This is a genomic window from Tessaracoccus terricola, assembly GCF_054776555.1.
The window spans coordinates 1,163,028-1,177,984 of the sequence record NZ_BAAHBS010000005.1 but is presented as its reverse complement, the minus strand read 5'-3'; the positions used below and the strand labels follow the sequence as shown (position 1 = coordinate 1,177,984).

The 14,957-nt window shown below is 68.7% G+C and carries 17 protein-coding genes; 3 read left to right on the top strand and 14 right to left on the bottom strand.

Annotation, left to right across the window (positions count from 1 at the left end; genetic code table 11):
• Nucleotides 1-161: 161 nt before the first annotated feature.
• The 5 genes from ACYU7G_RS15440 to ACYU7G_RS15420 form a co-directional block, all read right to left on the bottom strand.
• Nucleotides 162-1,652: a DUF1846 domain-containing protein gene (locus ACYU7G_RS15440; RefSeq protein ID WP_461109378.1), complete on the bottom strand. Its 1,491-nt coding sequence runs from the start codon at nucleotides 1,650-1,652 to the stop codon at nucleotides 162-164.
• A gap of 52 nt (nucleotides 1,653-1,704) precedes the next feature.
• Complete coding sequence (locus ACYU7G_RS15435) at nucleotides 1,705-2,298, bottom strand: hypothetical protein (protein ID WP_461109376.1); 594 nt, start codon at nucleotides 2,296-2,298, stop codon at nucleotides 1,705-1,707.
• 101 nt (nucleotides 2,299-2,399) lie between these two features.
• Nucleotides 2,400-3,332 (bottom strand): DUF368 domain-containing protein, encoded by a 933-nt coding sequence (locus ACYU7G_RS15430; RefSeq protein ID WP_461109374.1) that lies wholly within the window; start codon nucleotides 3,330-3,332, stop codon nucleotides 2,400-2,402.
• Nucleotides 3,333-3,452: 120 nt separating this feature from the next.
• Nucleotides 3,453-4,175, bottom strand: a complete 723-nt coding sequence (locus ACYU7G_RS15425; RefSeq protein WP_461109372.1) for a YggS family pyridoxal phosphate-dependent enzyme — start codon at nucleotides 4,173-4,175, stop codon at nucleotides 3,453-3,455.
• A 33-nt stretch (nucleotides 4,176-4,208) separates the two neighbouring features.
• On the bottom strand, nucleotides 4,209-5,102 hold the full coding sequence (locus ACYU7G_RS15420) for a hypothetical protein (RefSeq protein WP_461109370.1): 894 nt from the start codon (nucleotides 5,100-5,102) through the stop codon (nucleotides 4,209-4,211).
• 40 nt (nucleotides 5,103-5,142) lie between these two features.
• Here ACYU7G_RS15420 and ACYU7G_RS15415 point away from each other — a divergent pair, with 40 nt between their 5' ends.
• Complete coding sequence (locus ACYU7G_RS15415) at nucleotides 5,143-6,570, top strand: amidohydrolase (RefSeq protein ID WP_461109368.1); 1,428 nt, start codon at nucleotides 5,143-5,145, stop codon at nucleotides 6,568-6,570.
• Between the two features lie 4 nt (nucleotides 6,571-6,574).
• Here ACYU7G_RS15415 and ACYU7G_RS15410 read toward each other — a convergent pair whose 3' ends face one another.
• From ACYU7G_RS15410 to ACYU7G_RS15400, 3 genes are read right to left on the bottom strand one after another with little or no spacing between them, the layout of a single operon-like run.
• Entirely contained in the window at nucleotides 6,575-7,195 is a 621-nt protein-coding gene (locus tag ACYU7G_RS15410) for an L-threonylcarbamoyladenylate synthase (RefSeq protein WP_461109365.1), read from the bottom strand.
• 9 nt (nucleotides 7,196-7,204) lie between these two features.
• The gene (locus ACYU7G_RS15405) at nucleotides 7,205-7,627 is read right to left on the bottom strand and encodes a pilus assembly protein (RefSeq protein WP_461109363.1); all 423 of its coding nucleotides are present in this window, start codon (nucleotides 7,625-7,627) and stop codon (nucleotides 7,205-7,207) included.
• Entirely contained in the window at nucleotides 7,624-7,986 is a 363-nt protein-coding gene (locus ACYU7G_RS15400) for a TadE/TadG family type IV pilus assembly protein (protein WP_461109361.1), read from the bottom strand. Before ACYU7G_RS15400 ends, ACYU7G_RS15405 begins: the two co-directional genes overlap by 4 nt.
• Before the next feature lie 151 nt (nucleotides 7,987-8,137).
• On the opposite strand from ACYU7G_RS15400, the gene ACYU7G_RS15395 reads away from it, so the two are divergent.
• Complete coding sequence (locus tag ACYU7G_RS15395; RefSeq protein WP_461109359.1) at nucleotides 8,138-9,358, top strand: pyrophosphate--fructose-6-phosphate 1-phosphotransferase; 1,221 nt, start codon at nucleotides 8,138-8,140, stop codon at nucleotides 9,356-9,358.
• Nucleotides 9,359-9,477: 119 nt separating this feature from the next.
• Entirely contained in the window at nucleotides 9,478-10,353 is an 876-nt protein-coding gene (locus ACYU7G_RS15390) for an HpcH/HpaI aldolase/citrate lyase family protein (protein ID WP_461109357.1), read from the top strand.
• An 8-nt stretch (nucleotides 10,354-10,361) separates the two neighbouring features.
• On the opposite strand, the gene ACYU7G_RS15385 is transcribed toward ACYU7G_RS15390, so the two are convergent.
• The 6 genes from ACYU7G_RS15385 to ACYU7G_RS15360 all read right to left on the bottom strand — a co-directional run bounded on the left by ACYU7G_RS15385 (nucleotide 10,362) and on the right by ACYU7G_RS15360 (nucleotide 14,939).
• Nucleotides 10,362-11,609, bottom strand: a complete 1,248-nt coding sequence (locus ACYU7G_RS15385; protein ID WP_461109355.1) for a YihY/virulence factor BrkB family protein — start codon at nucleotides 11,607-11,609, stop codon at nucleotides 10,362-10,364.
• Between the two features lie 18 nt (nucleotides 11,610-11,627).
• Nucleotides 11,628-12,461 carry a siderophore-interacting protein gene (locus ACYU7G_RS15380; protein WP_461109353.1) on the bottom strand — a complete coding sequence of 278 codons (834 nt, stop codon included), beginning with the start codon at nucleotides 12,459-12,461 and terminating at the stop codon, nucleotides 11,628-11,630.
• Between the two features lie 74 nt (nucleotides 12,462-12,535).
• On the bottom strand, nucleotides 12,536-13,111 hold the full coding sequence (locus ACYU7G_RS15375) for a MerR family transcriptional regulator (RefSeq protein WP_461109351.1): 576 nt from the start codon (nucleotides 13,109-13,111) through the stop codon (nucleotides 12,536-12,538).
• Nucleotides 13,112-13,259: 148 nt separating this feature from the next.
• Nucleotides 13,260-13,745: a bifunctional nuclease family protein gene (locus ACYU7G_RS15370; protein ID WP_461109349.1), complete on the bottom strand. Its 486-nt coding sequence runs from the start codon at nucleotides 13,743-13,745 to the stop codon at nucleotides 13,260-13,262.
• A 13-nt stretch (nucleotides 13,746-13,758) separates the two neighbouring features.
• Complete coding sequence (gene ftsR / locus ACYU7G_RS15365; RefSeq protein WP_461109347.1) at nucleotides 13,759-14,454, bottom strand: transcriptional regulator FtsR; 696 nt, start codon at nucleotides 14,452-14,454, stop codon at nucleotides 13,759-13,761.
• The gene (locus ACYU7G_RS15360; RefSeq protein ID WP_461109345.1) at nucleotides 14,454-14,939 is read right to left on the bottom strand and encodes an FHA domain-containing protein; all 486 of its coding nucleotides are present in this window, start codon (nucleotides 14,937-14,939) and stop codon (nucleotides 14,454-14,456) included. Before ACYU7G_RS15360 ends, ftsR begins: the two co-directional genes overlap by 1 nt.
• Between the last annotated feature and the right edge of the window lie 18 nt (nucleotides 14,940-14,957).

The window sequence follows — 14,957 nt, the reverse complement described above, 5'->3', positions numbered from 1 at the left end:
GCAGTTTTGCAGCAATTTGCACCCGACGCGTGCGGCGAGCCAGACGACCCGACACGCCGCGCAGAATCGACGGAAGGGGTGCCCGCCCCCTTTCCCCCCGATTTCTTCGGCGTGTCGGGTCGCGGGGGCGCGGACCGTGAGACTGAGGCCGAGGGGGAACCTCAGCGGCGGCGGTAGAGCTTCTTCGTCTGGTACTCGGGCTCACTGGTGACGTGCACGCCGAGGTTGCGGAAGATGCCCTCGTCCACGGGGCCGAGGATCACGCTGGTGTGGATGTCGCAGCCCCGCAGTTGCTGCAACTCGTCGAGCGCCCGGCGCGCGTACTCGTCGGAGTTGGCGCTCACAGAGAGGGCGATCAGCACCTCGTCGGTGTGCAGCCGTGGGTTGTGACTGCCCAGATGCCCGGTCTTGAGGTGCTGGATGGGCTCGATCAGCTCGGGCGCCAGCAGCGTCACGGAGTCGTCGATGCCTGCCAGTTCCTTGAGGGCGTTGAGCAGCATCGCGGAGCAGGCCCCGAGCAGGGGCGAGGTCTTGCCGGTGACGATCCGACCGTCCGGCAGTTCAAGCGCGGCGGCCGGTCCTTTGGTGCGGCGTGCCACCTCGAGGGCGGGCAGGACCACCGGGCGGTGCTCCTTGGTGATCCCCATGGTGCTCATCAGGAGCGCGATCCGGTCCGAGACGCCGGGGTCCAGTTCCTCCTGCTTCTCGTGCACGAGGGCCTTGTAGTAGCGGCGGATGACCTCCTGGTGGGAGGCCCGGCGGCAGACGTCGTCGTCGGAGATGCAGTAGCCGGCCATGTTGACGCCCATGTCCGTCGGGGACTTGTAGGGCGAGGTCCCGAGCAGCCGCTCGAACAGCATGTTGAGGACGGGGAACACCTCGACGTCGCGGTTGTAGTTGACCACCTGCTCCCCGTAGGCGGCGAGGTGGAACGGGTCGATCATGTTGACGTCGTCCAGGTCGGCGGTGGCGGCCTCGTAGGCGACGTTGACCGGGTGGTCCAGCGGCAGGTTCCAGATGGGGAACGTCTCGTACTTGGCGTAGCCGGAGCTGATCCCGCGCTGGTGGTCGTGGTACAGCTGGGAGAGGCAGGTGGCCATCTTGCCGCTGCCCGGCCCCGGCGCGGTGACGACGACGAGGTCGCGGCTGGTCTCGATGTAGTCGTTGCGGCCGTAGCCCTGTTCGCTGATCACCAGGGAAACGTCGTTCGGGTAGCCCTTGATGATGTAGTGCCGGTAGACCTTGATGCCGAGGCGTTCCAGCTTGCGCTTGAACGCGCGTGCCTGCCGGTTCTCCTCGGTGACGTGGGAGATGACCACGGAGCCGACGTGCAGACCGTAGGAACGGAACACGTCGATGTGGCGCAACACGTCTGCCTCGTACGAGATTCCGAGGTCTCCGCGGAACTTGTTGCCGGCCAGGTCCAGCGCGCTGATGACGATGACGATCTCGACCTCGTCGGCCAGCTGCTCCAGCATGAGGATCTTGTTGTCGGGCGTGAACCCGGGCAGGACCCGGGAGGCGTGGTGGTCGTCGAACAGCTTCCCGCCGAACTCGAGGTAGAGCTTGCCCCCGAACTGCTTGCGCCGTTCGTCGATGTGGCGAGACTGCATCTCGAGGTACTTCTCACGGTCGAAACCCGCCTGCTTCATCCACACACCTTTCAGCCTCAGGGATCCTACCCCCTGGGTGACGGGCCCGGTGTCACCCCGTCATTTGTGAGGCGGCCGGCACCATCGCTGCGACGAACACGAAGAACGCGACGATCGGGGCCACCACGCCGACGATGATGCCGACGATCCCGAAGCCGCGGCCACGCCTCGTGGCGGTGGCCACGATGCTGATGATCCAGCCCACGAGGCCGCCGACGGCACACAGCAGCACGATGCTCCACAGGCCGGTCGCCCGGGCGACCCACTCCTGGAAGACCGGGTCGTTGGCGAGGGCGTCGGGGTCCATGTTCTCGGGGTCCACCCCCGCGGCCAGGAACAGCTCGCCCATGTCCTGGCCTGCCATCCATGCCACCACGCACATCACGACGGCGGCCACCAGGACGACGGCCATCCCGATCAGGCCGAGGGTCGCGGGACGCTCCTCAGGATCCCCGCCCTGCTGGTACATGCCGGTACCGCCGTAGGTGCCGTAGGGCGCCTGCTGGCCATAGCCCTGCTGCGGGTAACCCTGAGGCTGTTGCGAGTAGCCCGGTTGCGAGTAGCCCTGCTGGGGGTAGCCCTGCGGTTGCTGGCCGTAGCCATGCGGCTGGTCGCCGCCCGAGGGCTGGTTGTACGGAGTGCTCATCTGGATCCCTTCGAAGCTCAACAGCCATGGTTGCATGCCGGCAAGTCAGTGGTTGCCGAACTCGCCGATTCCGACATGGAGGATGCGCCTTGGCCGATCCCTCAGCGGTCCGCGTCGATGGCGTCGCGCTCACCGGCGTAGCGGTCCTCGACCTTCGAGAACAGCCACGACGCCACGACGCCCAGCACCAGCATGACCGCGCAGAAGGCGATGAAAAACCCAAGGCTGAGGCCGGCCTTCTCGATCGCCCCGGGTGCGAAGACCACCGTGGGGAAGATCGCCAGCGACGAGCCGGCCACCATGCCCAAGATGAAGTGGTACATCCCGGCGTAGTGCTTGTCGAAGGCCCAGTTGGCGGCCTTGGCCAGCAGCACGACGCACAGGCCGAGCCCGAGGAACAGCGGGATGAACACCGCCGGGTCGAAGTCCTTGATGCCCTCGGCCATCTTGTCGTAGAGGCCGAAGTAGATCAGGAAGTTCGACGGGCTCATCCCGGGGACGATGACGCCCAGCCCGATGAGGGCGCCGGAGCCGAGCCACACCGGGATGGAGGGCGGCACGTTGAGGTCCATGCCCCCGCCGACGAGCATGACCGCGAAGATGAACGCGGCGGACAGGCCCAGGATGATCCAGTGCTTGGCCGCCCGGCCCTTCGCCCCGGCCTGACGCCAGAGGCTGGGGAAGGTTCCGATGACGAAGCCGATGAACAGGCACACGAACGCCGCCTCGTAGCGTCCGAAGGCGGCCGCCACGACGATCGAGAACAGGACGACGCCGACGATGCCGCCGATCCCGACGGGAAGGAAGTACCGGAACTGGCGCAGGAAGTGCTTGAACGGGTTGGCCAGGAACTTGATGAGTGGATCGTAGATCTTGAAGATCACCGCGAGGACGCCGCCGGAGAGACCCGGCAGGATGAACCCGATGCCCACGGCGATGCCCTTGAGCAGCCTGACCAACCAGGCACCGATGCTCTCCGGCGCGTGCAGGTGTGCGGGGGCCTCCGGGCGGACGGGGGTGTCTTCGGTGGTCATCGTGCTCCTCGGGTGGGGTGCGGGATCGGCCCCGGGATGGCCTGATCCGCCGGACAGCCTACCCGCAGGGCCGTCCTCGACGGCTCCCACCGGGGTCCCCTCTGGGTGGGACCGGGGTCCTCAGTGGGCGGCGCCCGGCCAGTAGTCGTCAGGGTCCAACCGGTCCCCGAAGATGGCCCGGCCGACACGGACGCACGTGGCGCCGTGCTCGATGGCCAGTTCGTAGTCCCCGGACATGCCCATGGACAGCTCGTCCCAACCGCCACCGTCGGCGTCCCGCAGATCCCGCTGGAGCTGTTGCATCACCTCGAAACAGGCCCGGATCCGATCGTGGTCGTCGGTGAACAGCGCGAGGGTCATCAGGCCCCGCACGTCGAGGGCCTCGAAGCCGGACAGCTCACGGGTGAACGCGAGGACCTCCGAGGGCGGCAGCCCGAACTTCTGTTCCTCCCCCGATGAGTTCACCTGCACCAGCACCTCCAGCCGGCGTCCCTCGGCGAGGAGCCGCTTGTCCAGCTCGCGGGCCACCTTCAGGGAGGCGAGGGCCTGGAACTCGGTGGCGAACTGGGCGACGAACCGAGCCTTGTTGGACTGGAGGTGTCCGATCACGGCCCACTCGACGTCGGTCTCGCGCAGTTCGGTCCACTTTGCCTGGGCCTCCTGAACCTTGTTCTCGCCGAACCGGCGGTAGCCGGCGGCACGGGCCTCGAGGACGTCGGCCGGGGACTTGGTCTTGCTGACCGGCAGCAGCCGGACCTCTTCGGCGGAGCGACCGACGCGGGCGGCGGCGGCCTCGATCCTGGACTCGACGAAAGCGAGGTTGGCTGCGATCCGGCTGGTCATGGACCAATTCCTACACCACGGGGCAACTGGGGGTCACGGCACGAGCTCGTCGGCGCTGACCTCCGGAGCCGCCAGCAGCTGGCCCCGCACCCAACCGGCATCGAGTGCGTCGTCGGTGCTGATGCTGGCCACCAGCACCGTGTCGCCGCGCGTCACGCCCACGGCCGTGTGGCGGGAACCCGTGGTCAGGAACGAGTCCCCGCTGCACGCCTGGGCATCGAAGCCGAGTGGGCCGGCAACAGCCGCCGCCTCGCACGGGGTACCGGCAGCCGCGAGTGGCGCCAGCAGCACCTTCGGCATGGCGTGGGTCCCGGCCACCTTGCCGCTGTAGGAGACCGAGACGTAGCCCCGGGGCGAGGCGTACACGCTCCGCACCTCGAAATCCTTGCCGAGGTCCACCAGCCGGAGCGTGACCGGTGCCGCACCGACCTCCTCGATGGTGCGTCGACGCTCGAGGCCGTCCTCGACTGTGACCAGCGCGAACCCGACGGCCACCACCAGCAGCAGGGGCAGCACCCGGAGCACCGGGTGGGTGGGGGCGCTGCGCACCAGCAGCCAGGCAGTGATGACCAGCAGCGCCTCCGCCACCACCCACAGCGTCCAGTCGGTACCGGGCACTGGATTCAGCGCCGCCAGGAATTCGACGGGCTGCCACAGCAGTTGCGGTGCCACCACCAGCAGGGCTGACACGAGCAGGTCACGGCGTGGGAACCTGAGCAGGAGCATCCCCACGAGCACCACAGCCGGCGCCAGCAATGACCCGAGCAGCAGCGCGGAGAAGCCGTTGGACAGGCAGTCACCGATGGTTCCGCACTCCTGCTCGTCCACCACCCGAGCACCCAGCACCACCAGACCCGCCAGCAGCCCCAGCACGACCACGGCCGGCCATGCCGGCACGATTGGACGGGGCCCACCCTGTGAATCCATTCTGGTGAGTGTAGGGGGAGCGTCGTCCAAGGAGGTTGCAGTGCTGATCAGCCGCGCCCGGCTCCTGCCCGGGTTCTCCCAGGACGGTGCGGGCCCCGTCGACGTGCGCGTCGAGGACGGGGTCATCACCTCGCTCGTGGCGACCAGCGGACCGGGCGGGGACATCGACGCCGACGGCGCGCTCCTGCTGCCCGGTCTCTGGGACGCCCACACCCACTTCTCCACCCACGCCCTCATCACCGAGTGCCTCGACCTGTCCCCCACCGCCACGGCCGAGGAGACCGTCGAGGCCGTCCGCGCCCACGTGCGCAACACCCCGGGCGAGGAGCCCGTCGTCGGCTTCGGGTTCCGCTCCGGCAGTTGGCTGGTGCCCCCGACGGCCGTGATGCTCGACGAGGTGGCCCCGTTCCCGATCGCCCTGATAGCCCGCGACATGCACTCGGCATGGCTCAACACCGCCGCCCTTGAGACCGCCGGCGTCACCGGCCCCAGCACCGGGTTCCTGCTGGAGGACGACGCCTTCAGCGCCATCTCCAACCTGATGCGCTCCCTGGCCTCACTGCTCGACGACGCCGTCGCCCGCGCCGCCAAGGCCGCCGCCGTCCGCGGACTGGTGGGGATCGTAGACATGGAGATGCAGTGGGCCATCGGCGCCTGGGCACGCCGCGCCGCCGCCGGCCCGCTCACCCTCCATGTCGAGGCGGCCACCTACCGGCAGGACTTCGAACGGCTCGTCGCCGAGGGGCTGCGCACTGGCGACCGCCTCGGGGAACGGTTGTCGGTGGGCCCGTTGAAGGTGATCTTCGACGGCTCCATGAGCACGAAGACCGCCTTCTGCGCGGAGCCCTACTCCAATCCGCTCCCCGACCTGTCCCACGGCCGGACGAACTTCACCCCCGATGAGCTGCGCGAGTTGTTGGCGAGTGCGCGGGCCCACGGTGTCAGCGCGGCGGTGCATGCCATCGGCGACGAGGCGGCCCGGCTGGTGCTCGACGCGTTCGAGGCCACCGGGGCCATCGGCTCGGTTGAGCATGCCCAACTGGTCTCCCCCACCGACGTGGTCCGGTTCGCGCCGCTCGGGGTGGCCGCGAGCGTCCAGCCCTCCCACCTCATCGACGACCAGCACCTGGTGGGCCGGATCTGGCCGCACGCAGGTTCCAACCTGTATCCGCTGCGCGCCATGCTCGACGCCGGTGCCGAGCTCCGCTTCGGGTCCGACGCCCCGGCCGCCCCGCTGGACCCGTGGCTGTCGCTGGAGAGTGCCGTGAACCGGACCCATCACCCGGACCAGGCCATCACGCCGCGCGAGGCCCTGGCCGCCAGCACCCGGTCCCGGGTGGCCGTCGGCGAGCCCGCGGACCTCGTCCTGGTGCCGCTGTCACCGGAGGAACTGCTGGCCGGCCGGTTCGAGATGCCGGGTGCACTGGCCACCCTCGTCGCGGGCGAGGCCACCCACCTGGCGCCCTAGGGGGCTACTCGAACAGCGAGGGATCACCGGCTCCGACCCGGACCACCTCCGGCAGCTCGCCGGTCAGGTCCACCACGGTGGTCGGCTCGACGCCGCAGTCGCCGGAGTCCAGCACCGCGTCCACCTCGTGGTCCAGGAGTTCCTTGACGGTCCAGCCGTCCGTGGGCGGGTCCTCGTGGCCCGGCAGCAACAGCGTGGAACTCATCAACGGCGCACCCAGGGTCTCCAGCAGCGCGAGCGTGGTGCGGTGGTCAGGGATGCGCACCCCCACGGACTTCTTCTTCGGGTGCTGCATCATCTTGGGCACCTCACGGGTGGCCTGCAGGATGAACGTGTAACTGCCCGGGGTGGCGGCTTTGATGGCGCGGAAGTCCCGGTTGCTCATGTCCACCCAGGGCCCGAGCTTGGCGAACTTGTCAACCACCAGCGTGAAGTGGTGCTTGTCGTCGAGTTGTCGGATGCGTCGGATCCGCTCGAGCCCCTCCGCGTTGCCGAGCAGGCAGCCCAGCGCGTAACAGGAGTCCGTGGGGTAGGCCACGAGACCACCGTCGGAGAGGATCTTGCTCACCTGCGTCAGCGACCTCGGCTGGGGATTGTCAGGGTGCACGTCGTAGTACTGAGCCATCACCTCAGACTAGCGTCCCCGATAGGTGTCCACAGGAGACTCACGGGTCTGGACGATGGTGTGCTCCGAGGGGAATCCGGGGAACCCGAAGTCGTGCGCGACCGTGCACGACACCGTCACCGTGACCCGGGCCGCACTGCCCAGCGGAGCCGTCAGGCCGCGGGCGTCGACGCTCACGGACTGCTCGGTGCAGGCGAGGTCGCCGTCGCGCAGGGCGGTGCGCGCCGTCTCCGCGGCCGAGTCCCGCGCCTCGCCCACCGTGCGTTCGATGGACGCCGAGCGCGCCGCCTGAGCGGCCGCGGCCCCGACCGCCTGCTGCGCCAGCGCGTCGCGGGCCAGGATCACCACCAGCCCCACGAAGAGGATGAGTGCGGGGATCACGACGGCGGCCTCCACGGAGACCGCCATCCCCCGCTGGTCCCGGCGCCTCATCCCGTCAACCTCTCGGTCGGGACCTCGGCGGACTTCGTGACCAGCGGCGCCCACCCGGGCACCACGGACACGGCCCGCCCCGAGACCGTCACGACGGTGTGCGCCCCGCCGCGCTCGACGTCGACCGCCAGTTGCGTCAGGGAGCCGTTGTCCGCCGCGTCGAGGGCCACCCGGTCACCCGCCGCCGCGCTCCCCCTGAAGCCGGCGGCCGCGCGGGCACCGTCCTGGGCGGCCGCCAGCGCCGTCGCGTCCGCCCACGACACGAAGGCCCACTGCAGGGCAAGCAGGAGCACACTGAACGCGACCGGGAACAGCACCGCCACCTGGACGCCGCTGCTGAGTCCGCGCTCGTTGCTCACGTCCGCGATCCTGCCACCCGAGGGGCTCAACCAGAGGGCCGCACCGGTCGCCTGTGGAAAACCTGCCCGCTGCCCGGAACCCGGTGGGTCCGCACAGCTCCCGGTGCCCTAGGCTGGAGCCCGACAGTTCACCCTTTGCGAAAGGAACTCCATGGTCAAGAAGGTAGCCATCCTCACCGCCGGCGGTTTCGCCCCGTGCCTCTCCTCCGCCATCGGCGGCCTGATCGAGCGCTACACCGAGGTCGCGCCCGAGGTCGAGATCATCGCCTACCGGCACGGCTACCAGGGCCTGCTCAAGGGGGACTACCTCGAGGTCACCGAGAACGTGCGCAAGAACGCCGGCCTGCTGCACAAGTTCGGCGGCTCCCCCGTCGGCAACTCCCGCGTGAAGCTCACCAACGTCAAGGACCTCGTCAAGCGCGAACTGGTCAAGGAGGGCGATGACCCCCTGAAGGTGGCCGCCGACCGCCTCGTGGCCGACGGCGTCGACGTCCTGCACACCATCGGTGGCGACGACACCAACACCACCGCCGCGGACCTGGCCGCCTTCCTGGCCAGCAACGACTACCCGCTGACCGTCGTCGGGCTGCCCAAGACGATCGACAACGACGTCATCCCCATCAAGCAGTCCCTCGGCGCGTGGACCGCCGCCGAGCAGGGTGCGATCTTCGCCAAGAACATCGTCGCCGAGCACAACTCGGGTTCCCGCATGCTGATCATCCACGAGGTCATGGGCCGCCACTGCGGCTGGCTGACCGCCGCCACCGCAGCGGAGTACCGCAAGTGGCTCGACACCCAGGACTGGCTGCCCGAGATCGGGCTCAGCCGCGAGGCCTGGGACGTGCACGCCGTCTACGTCCCGGAGGCGGAGATCGACATCGCCCGCGAGGCCGAGCGCCTGAACAAGGTCATGGACGAGGTGGGCAACGTCACCATCTTCCTGTCCGAGGGCGCCGGGCTCGACGCCATCGTCGGCGAGCTGGAAGCGGCCGGCGAGGAGGTCCCACGGGACCCCTTCGGTCACGTCAAGCTGGACAAGGTCAACCCCGGCAAGTGGTTCGCCGACAAGTTCGCCCAGCGCCTGGACGCCGAGAAGGTCATGGTCCAGAAGTCGGGCTACTTCTCGCGCTCCGCCGCCGCCAACGACGAGGACCTCGCGCTGATCAAGCAGTGCACCGACCTCGCCGTCGACTGCGCCCTGCGCGGTGAGGCCGGCGTCATCGGCCAGGACGAGGAGAACGGTGACGTGCTGTCCGCGATCGCCTTCGACCGGATCGCCGGCGGCAAGGCCTTCGACATCACCACCGACTGGTACACCGACATGGTGGCCGCCATCGGCCAGGACGCCCCGAAGCCCGCGCCCGCCCACTGAGGCACCGCTGACCGACCGCCGCGTCGTCCCTCCCATGCAGGACGACGCGGCGGTCGTTTTGTGTCCGTCGCGGGTTCTTGGCTAGCTTGAACCCGAGCACACATCAAGGAGGATGGCTAGTGACGAAGAAGAGCAGTTTCGGCCCCGAGTTCGCCCGTTCCTGGCTGCTGGTCAACGGCACCCACACCAACCGGTTCCGCATCGCGGAGAACTCCCAGGCGGACTCGAACGTACTCGACATCGAGGACGGGGTGGCCCCCAACCGGAAGGAGGAGGCCCTCGCCAATGCAGTCGACTGGCTCTCTACCGGACACGGCGCCTGGGTCCGGATCAACGGGTTCGGGACCGAGTGGTGGGAGAAGGACTGTCGCGAGCTGGCCAGGTGCGACGGGCTGCACGGAGTGATGCTGGCGATGGTCGAGTCCCCCGAGGCGGTGCTGCGCACTGCGGAGCTGCTGCCCGGGACCAAGATCGTGGCCCTCGTCGAGACGGCCCGCGGCGTCCAGCAGCTGCAGGCGATCGCCGAGGCGCGTCCCACGTTCCGGCTCGGCTTCGGACTGGGTGACTACCGCCGCGACACCGGGTTCGACGACGACCCGATGATCCTGGCCTACACCCGCTCGCAGTTCACCATCGCCTCACGCGGCGCCGGTCTGCCCGGACCCATCGACGGCCCTGCCGTCGGCGCGCTCGGCGTCGCACTGGCTGATGCCGCGGGTGTGACCGCCCAGTTCGGCATGACCGGCAAGATCTGCCTCAACCCGGAGCAGGCGCCCATCGTGAACGAAATCCTCTCCCCGTCGCAGGCGGACATCTCGTGGGGAAACTCGTTCCTCGCGGAGTTCGAGGCGGAGGGCGGCGAGATCCGGGACGGCTCCGACATCCCGCGGCTGGCCAGGGCGCGCAAGATCCTGAACCTGGCGCGCCTGTACGGGATCGAGGCCGCCGAGGGCTACACGGTGTGGAACGATCCGACGGAGGTCCACCACAGCTGAGCCGCGGCTCAGCGGCCGGCGATCCTGCCCACCACCGCTGCGATGACGGCACCGATCCCGATGCCCGTGGCGGCCCCGACGCCCCAACCGACGCCCATGCCCACCTTCACCGAGCGGGCCGCGACGTGCTGGGGCACGTCCGGGGCCGCTGCTTGCTCGGGCGGGGCCTCCGGGTCGTAGTTCTCGGCACGCAGGTCCTCCAGCGGTCTGCGCGCCGCCCAGCGGTCCCGCCTGCGCTTGTCCGCCCAGGACTTGGGTGTGTCCGGGATGACGGCGGCCGCGACGGCCTCGCGGGACTGCTCGGCCTCGTCGTCGTCGATGCCGGTGTCGTCATCGGAGGACTCGATACCGGCTGCCTTCTCGGCGTCCTTCTTCTGCAGTTGCTCCTGCCAGGTGTCGGCCGTGCCCACCCAGGCCGCCACCATCAGGATGATGGTGGCCAAGATGTTGAACAGCAGCATGATGATGATCACGGGTCCGAACACCGACGCGCCGTCGTTGCCGGAGAAGACACCGATCAGGAGCCCGGCCAGCTGCTGGACCAGGGTCACGGCCACGGCACCGATCAACGTGCCCACCAACCAGATCCGGACCGGCGCCCCCTCGCCCGGGAGAACGAGGAACAGGAAGGCGAACAGCAGCCAGCTCGCGATCAGTACCAGCACGATGGTGCCGAGCCGCAGCAGCAGCTCGATCCCGGGGACCTGTTCCAGCCCCAGCCAGCCGATCACCGACTCGGAGAACGCGCCACCCGCATTGGTGACTCCGAACGCGATCGCGATGCTGATAAGCAGGCCGAGGAAGATGAGCAGGTTCTCTACAAGCTCCAGGAAGAAGTTGCGCTTTATGCTGGCGTCGGCGAACCTGTCACGCCACATCGCCCGGAACGCGCGCTTCAGGTTGCCCACCCAGTTGGACCCGGAATAGGCGGCCGTGAGCAGTGAGGCGCCGAGGTAGAGACGCCACCCCGACAGGGTCTCCTCGATGAACCCCGTGATCGAATCCGCTGCCGGGACCTCCCCAAGTTGCTCCTTGACGAGGTCCTGCACGACCGGCATCAAGTCGGGCCGAAGCACCGTGAGCGTCATGCCGAGCATGGCGAACGCGAACAGCAGGATAGGGACCATGGACAGCACCGAGAAGTAGGTGACCGCCGCGGCGAACTGTGGGCCGAGCCGCTTGTTGTAGCGTTCGTTGGCCGCCAGGGCGTGCGCCACCACGGGTGTCCGCATGAGCTTGTCGATGCGTTCCTTCATGCACCGACCCTAGCCGCGTCAGGGCTCGAAGATCTGCCCGATGGGTTCGCGCTTCTCGGCCTGGAACCGGTCCTCGGTGCGTCCCTGCGCCCAGTAACCGGAGATGGAGACCTGTTCGCGTTCGAGTCCGTGGACCTTGAACAGGGTGTCGCGCTGGGCTTTGACGGCCCCCCGCTCACCGTGGGCGAAGACCTGCACCCGGCCGGGCCGCCACGGATGGGCGGCGACGGCGTCGGGCAGGACGGTGGAGGTGCCGGCCTCGGCGTCACCGCGGTGCAGCCACCGGACCTGGACGCCTGCCGGGGCTGTCAGTGGAATCTCGTCGGCGGGACCGGAGACCTCGATCAGCGCGTCGCCGACGGCGTCGGCGGGCAGGGCCTCGAGCGCGGCCGCGATGGCGGGCAGGGCGCTCTCGTCACCGGTGAACAGGTACCAGTCCGCCTCCGGGTCCGGGGCGTAGCCACCACCGGGTCCTCCGAAGCTGATCTTCTCCCCCGGCTCCACCCTCGCGGCCCAGGGGGCTGCGATCCCGTCGTCGCCGTGGACGACGAAGTCGATGGAGATCCAGCGCTCCTCGGCATTGACCTCGCGCACCGTGTAGGTGCGGGTCACCGGGCGGTCCTCCGGCGGCAGGCTCTCGCGCAGCGCCGGGATGTCGTAGGGGGGCTCCAGACCCAGGCCCGCCTTGACGAAGGTGAGCTTCACGTACTTGTCGGTGAAGCCGTTGTCCTCGAAGCTGCCGAAGCCGTCACCGCCGAGCCGAAGCCGCACCATGTGCGGGGAGACCTGCTCGCGGCGCAGGACTTCGAGGACGATCTGTGGCCGGTTCCGGCGTGGGCTGGGCTTGTTCACTTGGCTCCTGGACTAGTCGGAACCAGCTGGTTCCAATTATAACCCTAGCCAGTGACCTAAATCGCTGCCAATCCTCAGACGGCGCGGTTGCGGCGGCGGACCGCGAGCTCGTCCACGACGTCGCCCTCGGCTGCAGGGGCATCGTGCTCGGGGCGTTCGGTCGGCAGTGCGCTGAGGGTGCCCTCGATCTCCTTCCAGACACTGGACACCGAGATCAGGAACATGCCCTGCCCACCCTTGGACAGGTCGTAGAGCTCGTTGGCGGAGGTGCACTCGTAGACGCTGAAGCCGTCGCTGAGGAGGGTGATCTCGGTGAGGTCCTCGACGCCACGGGCGCGGAGGTGGTCGATTGCCACTCGGATCTGCTGCAGGGAGATGCCGACGTCCAGGAAACGCTTGACGACGCGCAGGAGCAGGATGTCGCGGAAGGAGTAGAGGCGCTGGGTGCCGGAGCCGCCGGCCTGGCGAATCTCGGGCACCACCAGACCCGTGCGGGCCCAGTAGTCCAGCTGGCGATAGGTGATGCCGGCCACTCGGTGGGCCACCGGCCCGCGGTAGCCCGAGTCGCTGGGCAGCGGTGAGAAGTCCCCCTCGACCAGCAGATCCTGCAGCGGTGGCTGCCCACTTGCACTTCCTGCGTTCTTCGACACTGCGTTTCCCTCGCTCTTGCCATGAATGACACCGACGTGATCCACGTCGATGCAATGACGCTAACCCTCGGCCGCACCCCGGGTCAACGACACGCCCAAGACATGCCGCGAACACTTCAGCCCGGACCCAAAACCCTAAACCTCGGGTTCAACCATCGGACTCGTCGTTCTCGAAGTCGTCGGGGTTGACCGAGTCCAGGAACTCGCGGAAGCGCTCCACCTCGTCGGTGCCACCCTCGTCCATCTCGACGCCCACCTGGTCCATCAACTGCTCCGCGCACTCGATGCCCCAGCCCAGGCGCAGCGCCAGGTTGACGCCGTCGCTGGGACGCGTGTCGAAGGCACGGTCCCCCACCTCCATCACCGCGTGGAAGACGCCGTCGCGCATCTCCGTGATCTTCACCACGCCGGGTTCCTCGGAGTCGGCCACCTCGAGCAGCAGCGTGGCCAGCAGGTCGTGGGTCAGGGGCCGGTGGAAGGTCTTCTCGCCGTCCAGCAGCAGGGCGATGCCGGCGGCGTCGACTGAGGAGATCCAGATCGGGAGGAGCCGGGAGCCGCTGCGCTCGCGCAACAGGAGGACCGGAGAGTCCTCCGGTGAGGTGAGCCTGATGCCGATGACGTCGAGGGAGATCATGGCACCCAGCCTATTACTCGTTGATCTGGGTGTGGAGAAGCGCTGCATGCGCCTGCAGGACCTGCCGGTACACGTCGGCCAGCACGTCCTTCGGGATCCCGCTGCGCCGGCGGTACGGGGCGAGGGCCTGCTCCACCAAGGCCGCCTCCATGACGGCGGCCTGCTGCACCACCCGCAACTGGCGGGGGTCGACGCCGACGTTGCCCAGTCTCCGGGCGGCGGCCGCGATCGCCACGGCCTCACGGCCGTACAGGTTGGAGCCACGTCTGGTCTCGATGATGCGGAGCCGCTCCAGTTCGATGAGGGCGGCCTCTCCCAGCCCGGACTCGGCGAGCAACTGCCGCCGCGTGACCATCCTGGAGCCTGCCGTCGGTCTGGGCCGCGGTGCCCGGGCAGGCTCTTCTGCCGCGGGAGTGGCTTCGGCCGTCGGGGCGGGAGCCTCGAGGGTGACGTCCTCCCCCCGGTCCAGCGCCTCGAGTTGTTCCCGGATGACCTTCAGGGGCAGGTACCGGTCGCGTTGGGCCCGGAGCACGAACAGGAGGCGGTCGACGTCCTCCTGCCGGAATCGTCGGTAGCCCGACGGCTGGTCGCGCTCGGGTGCGACGAGGCCCTCCGATTCCAGGTAGCGCAACTTCGACACGGAGATGTCCGGGAACTCCGGCCGCAGCAGTTCGAGGACCTGGCCGATCGTGCGGGGGGCACTCGGCATTAGCGCAGCCCGGACTCGCTCAGGCTGATGGTGGCCCTGTACTTGCCGATCTGGATCTCGTCGCCCTGCTTGAGCTGGACCCGCTCCTCCACCACCTGCTTGTTGACGTAGGTGCCGTTGAGGCTGCCGAGGTCCTCGAGGAAGAGGTCGCCGCCGTCGCGGATGAACTTCGCGTGGTGTCGGGAGACCGTGATGTCGTCGAGGAAGAGGTCCGACTCGGGGTGGCGGCCGACGCTGGTGACGTCGGAGTCGATCAGCACTCGGGCGCTCTCGGACCCGCCCCGGTTGATGATCAGGAGTGCGTCGCCCTTGGACAGTCCGCGCACTGCCTCCAGGTCTTCGGCGCTGAGCTCGCCCTCCTGGTCGTCGGTGATCGCGCTGAGGACCGTCGTGGTGTCGCCCAGCGAGTCGTGGAACGGGGTGCCGCAGTTGCTGCAGAACTTGGCACCGACCTGGCTCTCAACCCCACACTGACGGCACTTCATCGTCGTCTTCCTCTCACT

What these genes read in the sequence shown, in the direction of transcription:
- ACYU7G_RS15410 (WP_461109365.1), bottom strand. Translation starts at nt 7,195, where the DNA reads ATGGCTCAGTACTACGACGTGCACCCTGACAATCCCCAGCCGAGGTCG.
- ACYU7G_RS15440 (WP_461109378.1), bottom strand. Translation starts at nt 1,652, where the DNA reads ATGAAGCAGGCGGGTTTCGACCGTGAGAAGTACCTCGAGATGCAGTCT.
- ACYU7G_RS15425 (WP_461109372.1), bottom strand. Translation starts at nt 4,175, where the DNA reads ATGACCAGCCGGATCGCAGCCAACCTCGCTTTCGTCGAGTCCAGGATC.
- ftsR (WP_461109347.1), bottom strand. Translation starts at nt 14,454, where the DNA reads ATGCCGAGTGCCCCCCGCACGATCGGCCAGGTCCTCGAACTGCTGCGG.
- ACYU7G_RS15430 (WP_461109374.1), bottom strand. Translation starts at nt 3,332, where the DNA reads ATGACCACCGAAGACACCCCCGTCCGCCCGGAGGCCCCCGCACACCTG.
- ACYU7G_RS15405 (WP_461109363.1), bottom strand. Translation starts at nt 7,627, where the DNA reads ATGAGGCGCCGGGACCAGCGGGGGATGGCGGTCTCCGTGGAGGCCGCC.
- ACYU7G_RS15420 (WP_461109370.1), bottom strand. Translation starts at nt 5,102, where the DNA reads ATGGATTCACAGGGTGGGCCCCGTCCAATCGTGCCGGCATGGCCGGCC.
- ACYU7G_RS15385 (WP_461109355.1), bottom strand. Translation starts at nt 11,609, where the DNA reads ATGAAGGAACGCATCGACAAGCTCATGCGGACACCCGTGGTGGCGCAC.
- ACYU7G_RS15395 (WP_461109359.1), top strand. Translation starts at nt 8,138, where the DNA reads ATGGTCAAGAAGGTAGCCATCCTCACCGCCGGCGGTTTCGCCCCGTGC.
- ACYU7G_RS15360 (WP_461109345.1), bottom strand. Translation starts at nt 14,939, where the DNA reads ATGAAGTGCCGTCAGTGTGGGGTTGAGAGCCAGGTCGGTGCCAAGTTC.
- ACYU7G_RS15370 (WP_461109349.1), bottom strand. Translation starts at nt 13,745, where the DNA reads ATGATCTCCCTCGACGTCATCGGCATCAGGCTCACCTCACCGGAGGAC.
- ACYU7G_RS15435 (WP_461109376.1), bottom strand. Translation starts at nt 2,298, where the DNA reads ATGAGCACTCCGTACAACCAGCCCTCGGGCGGCGACCAGCCGCATGGC.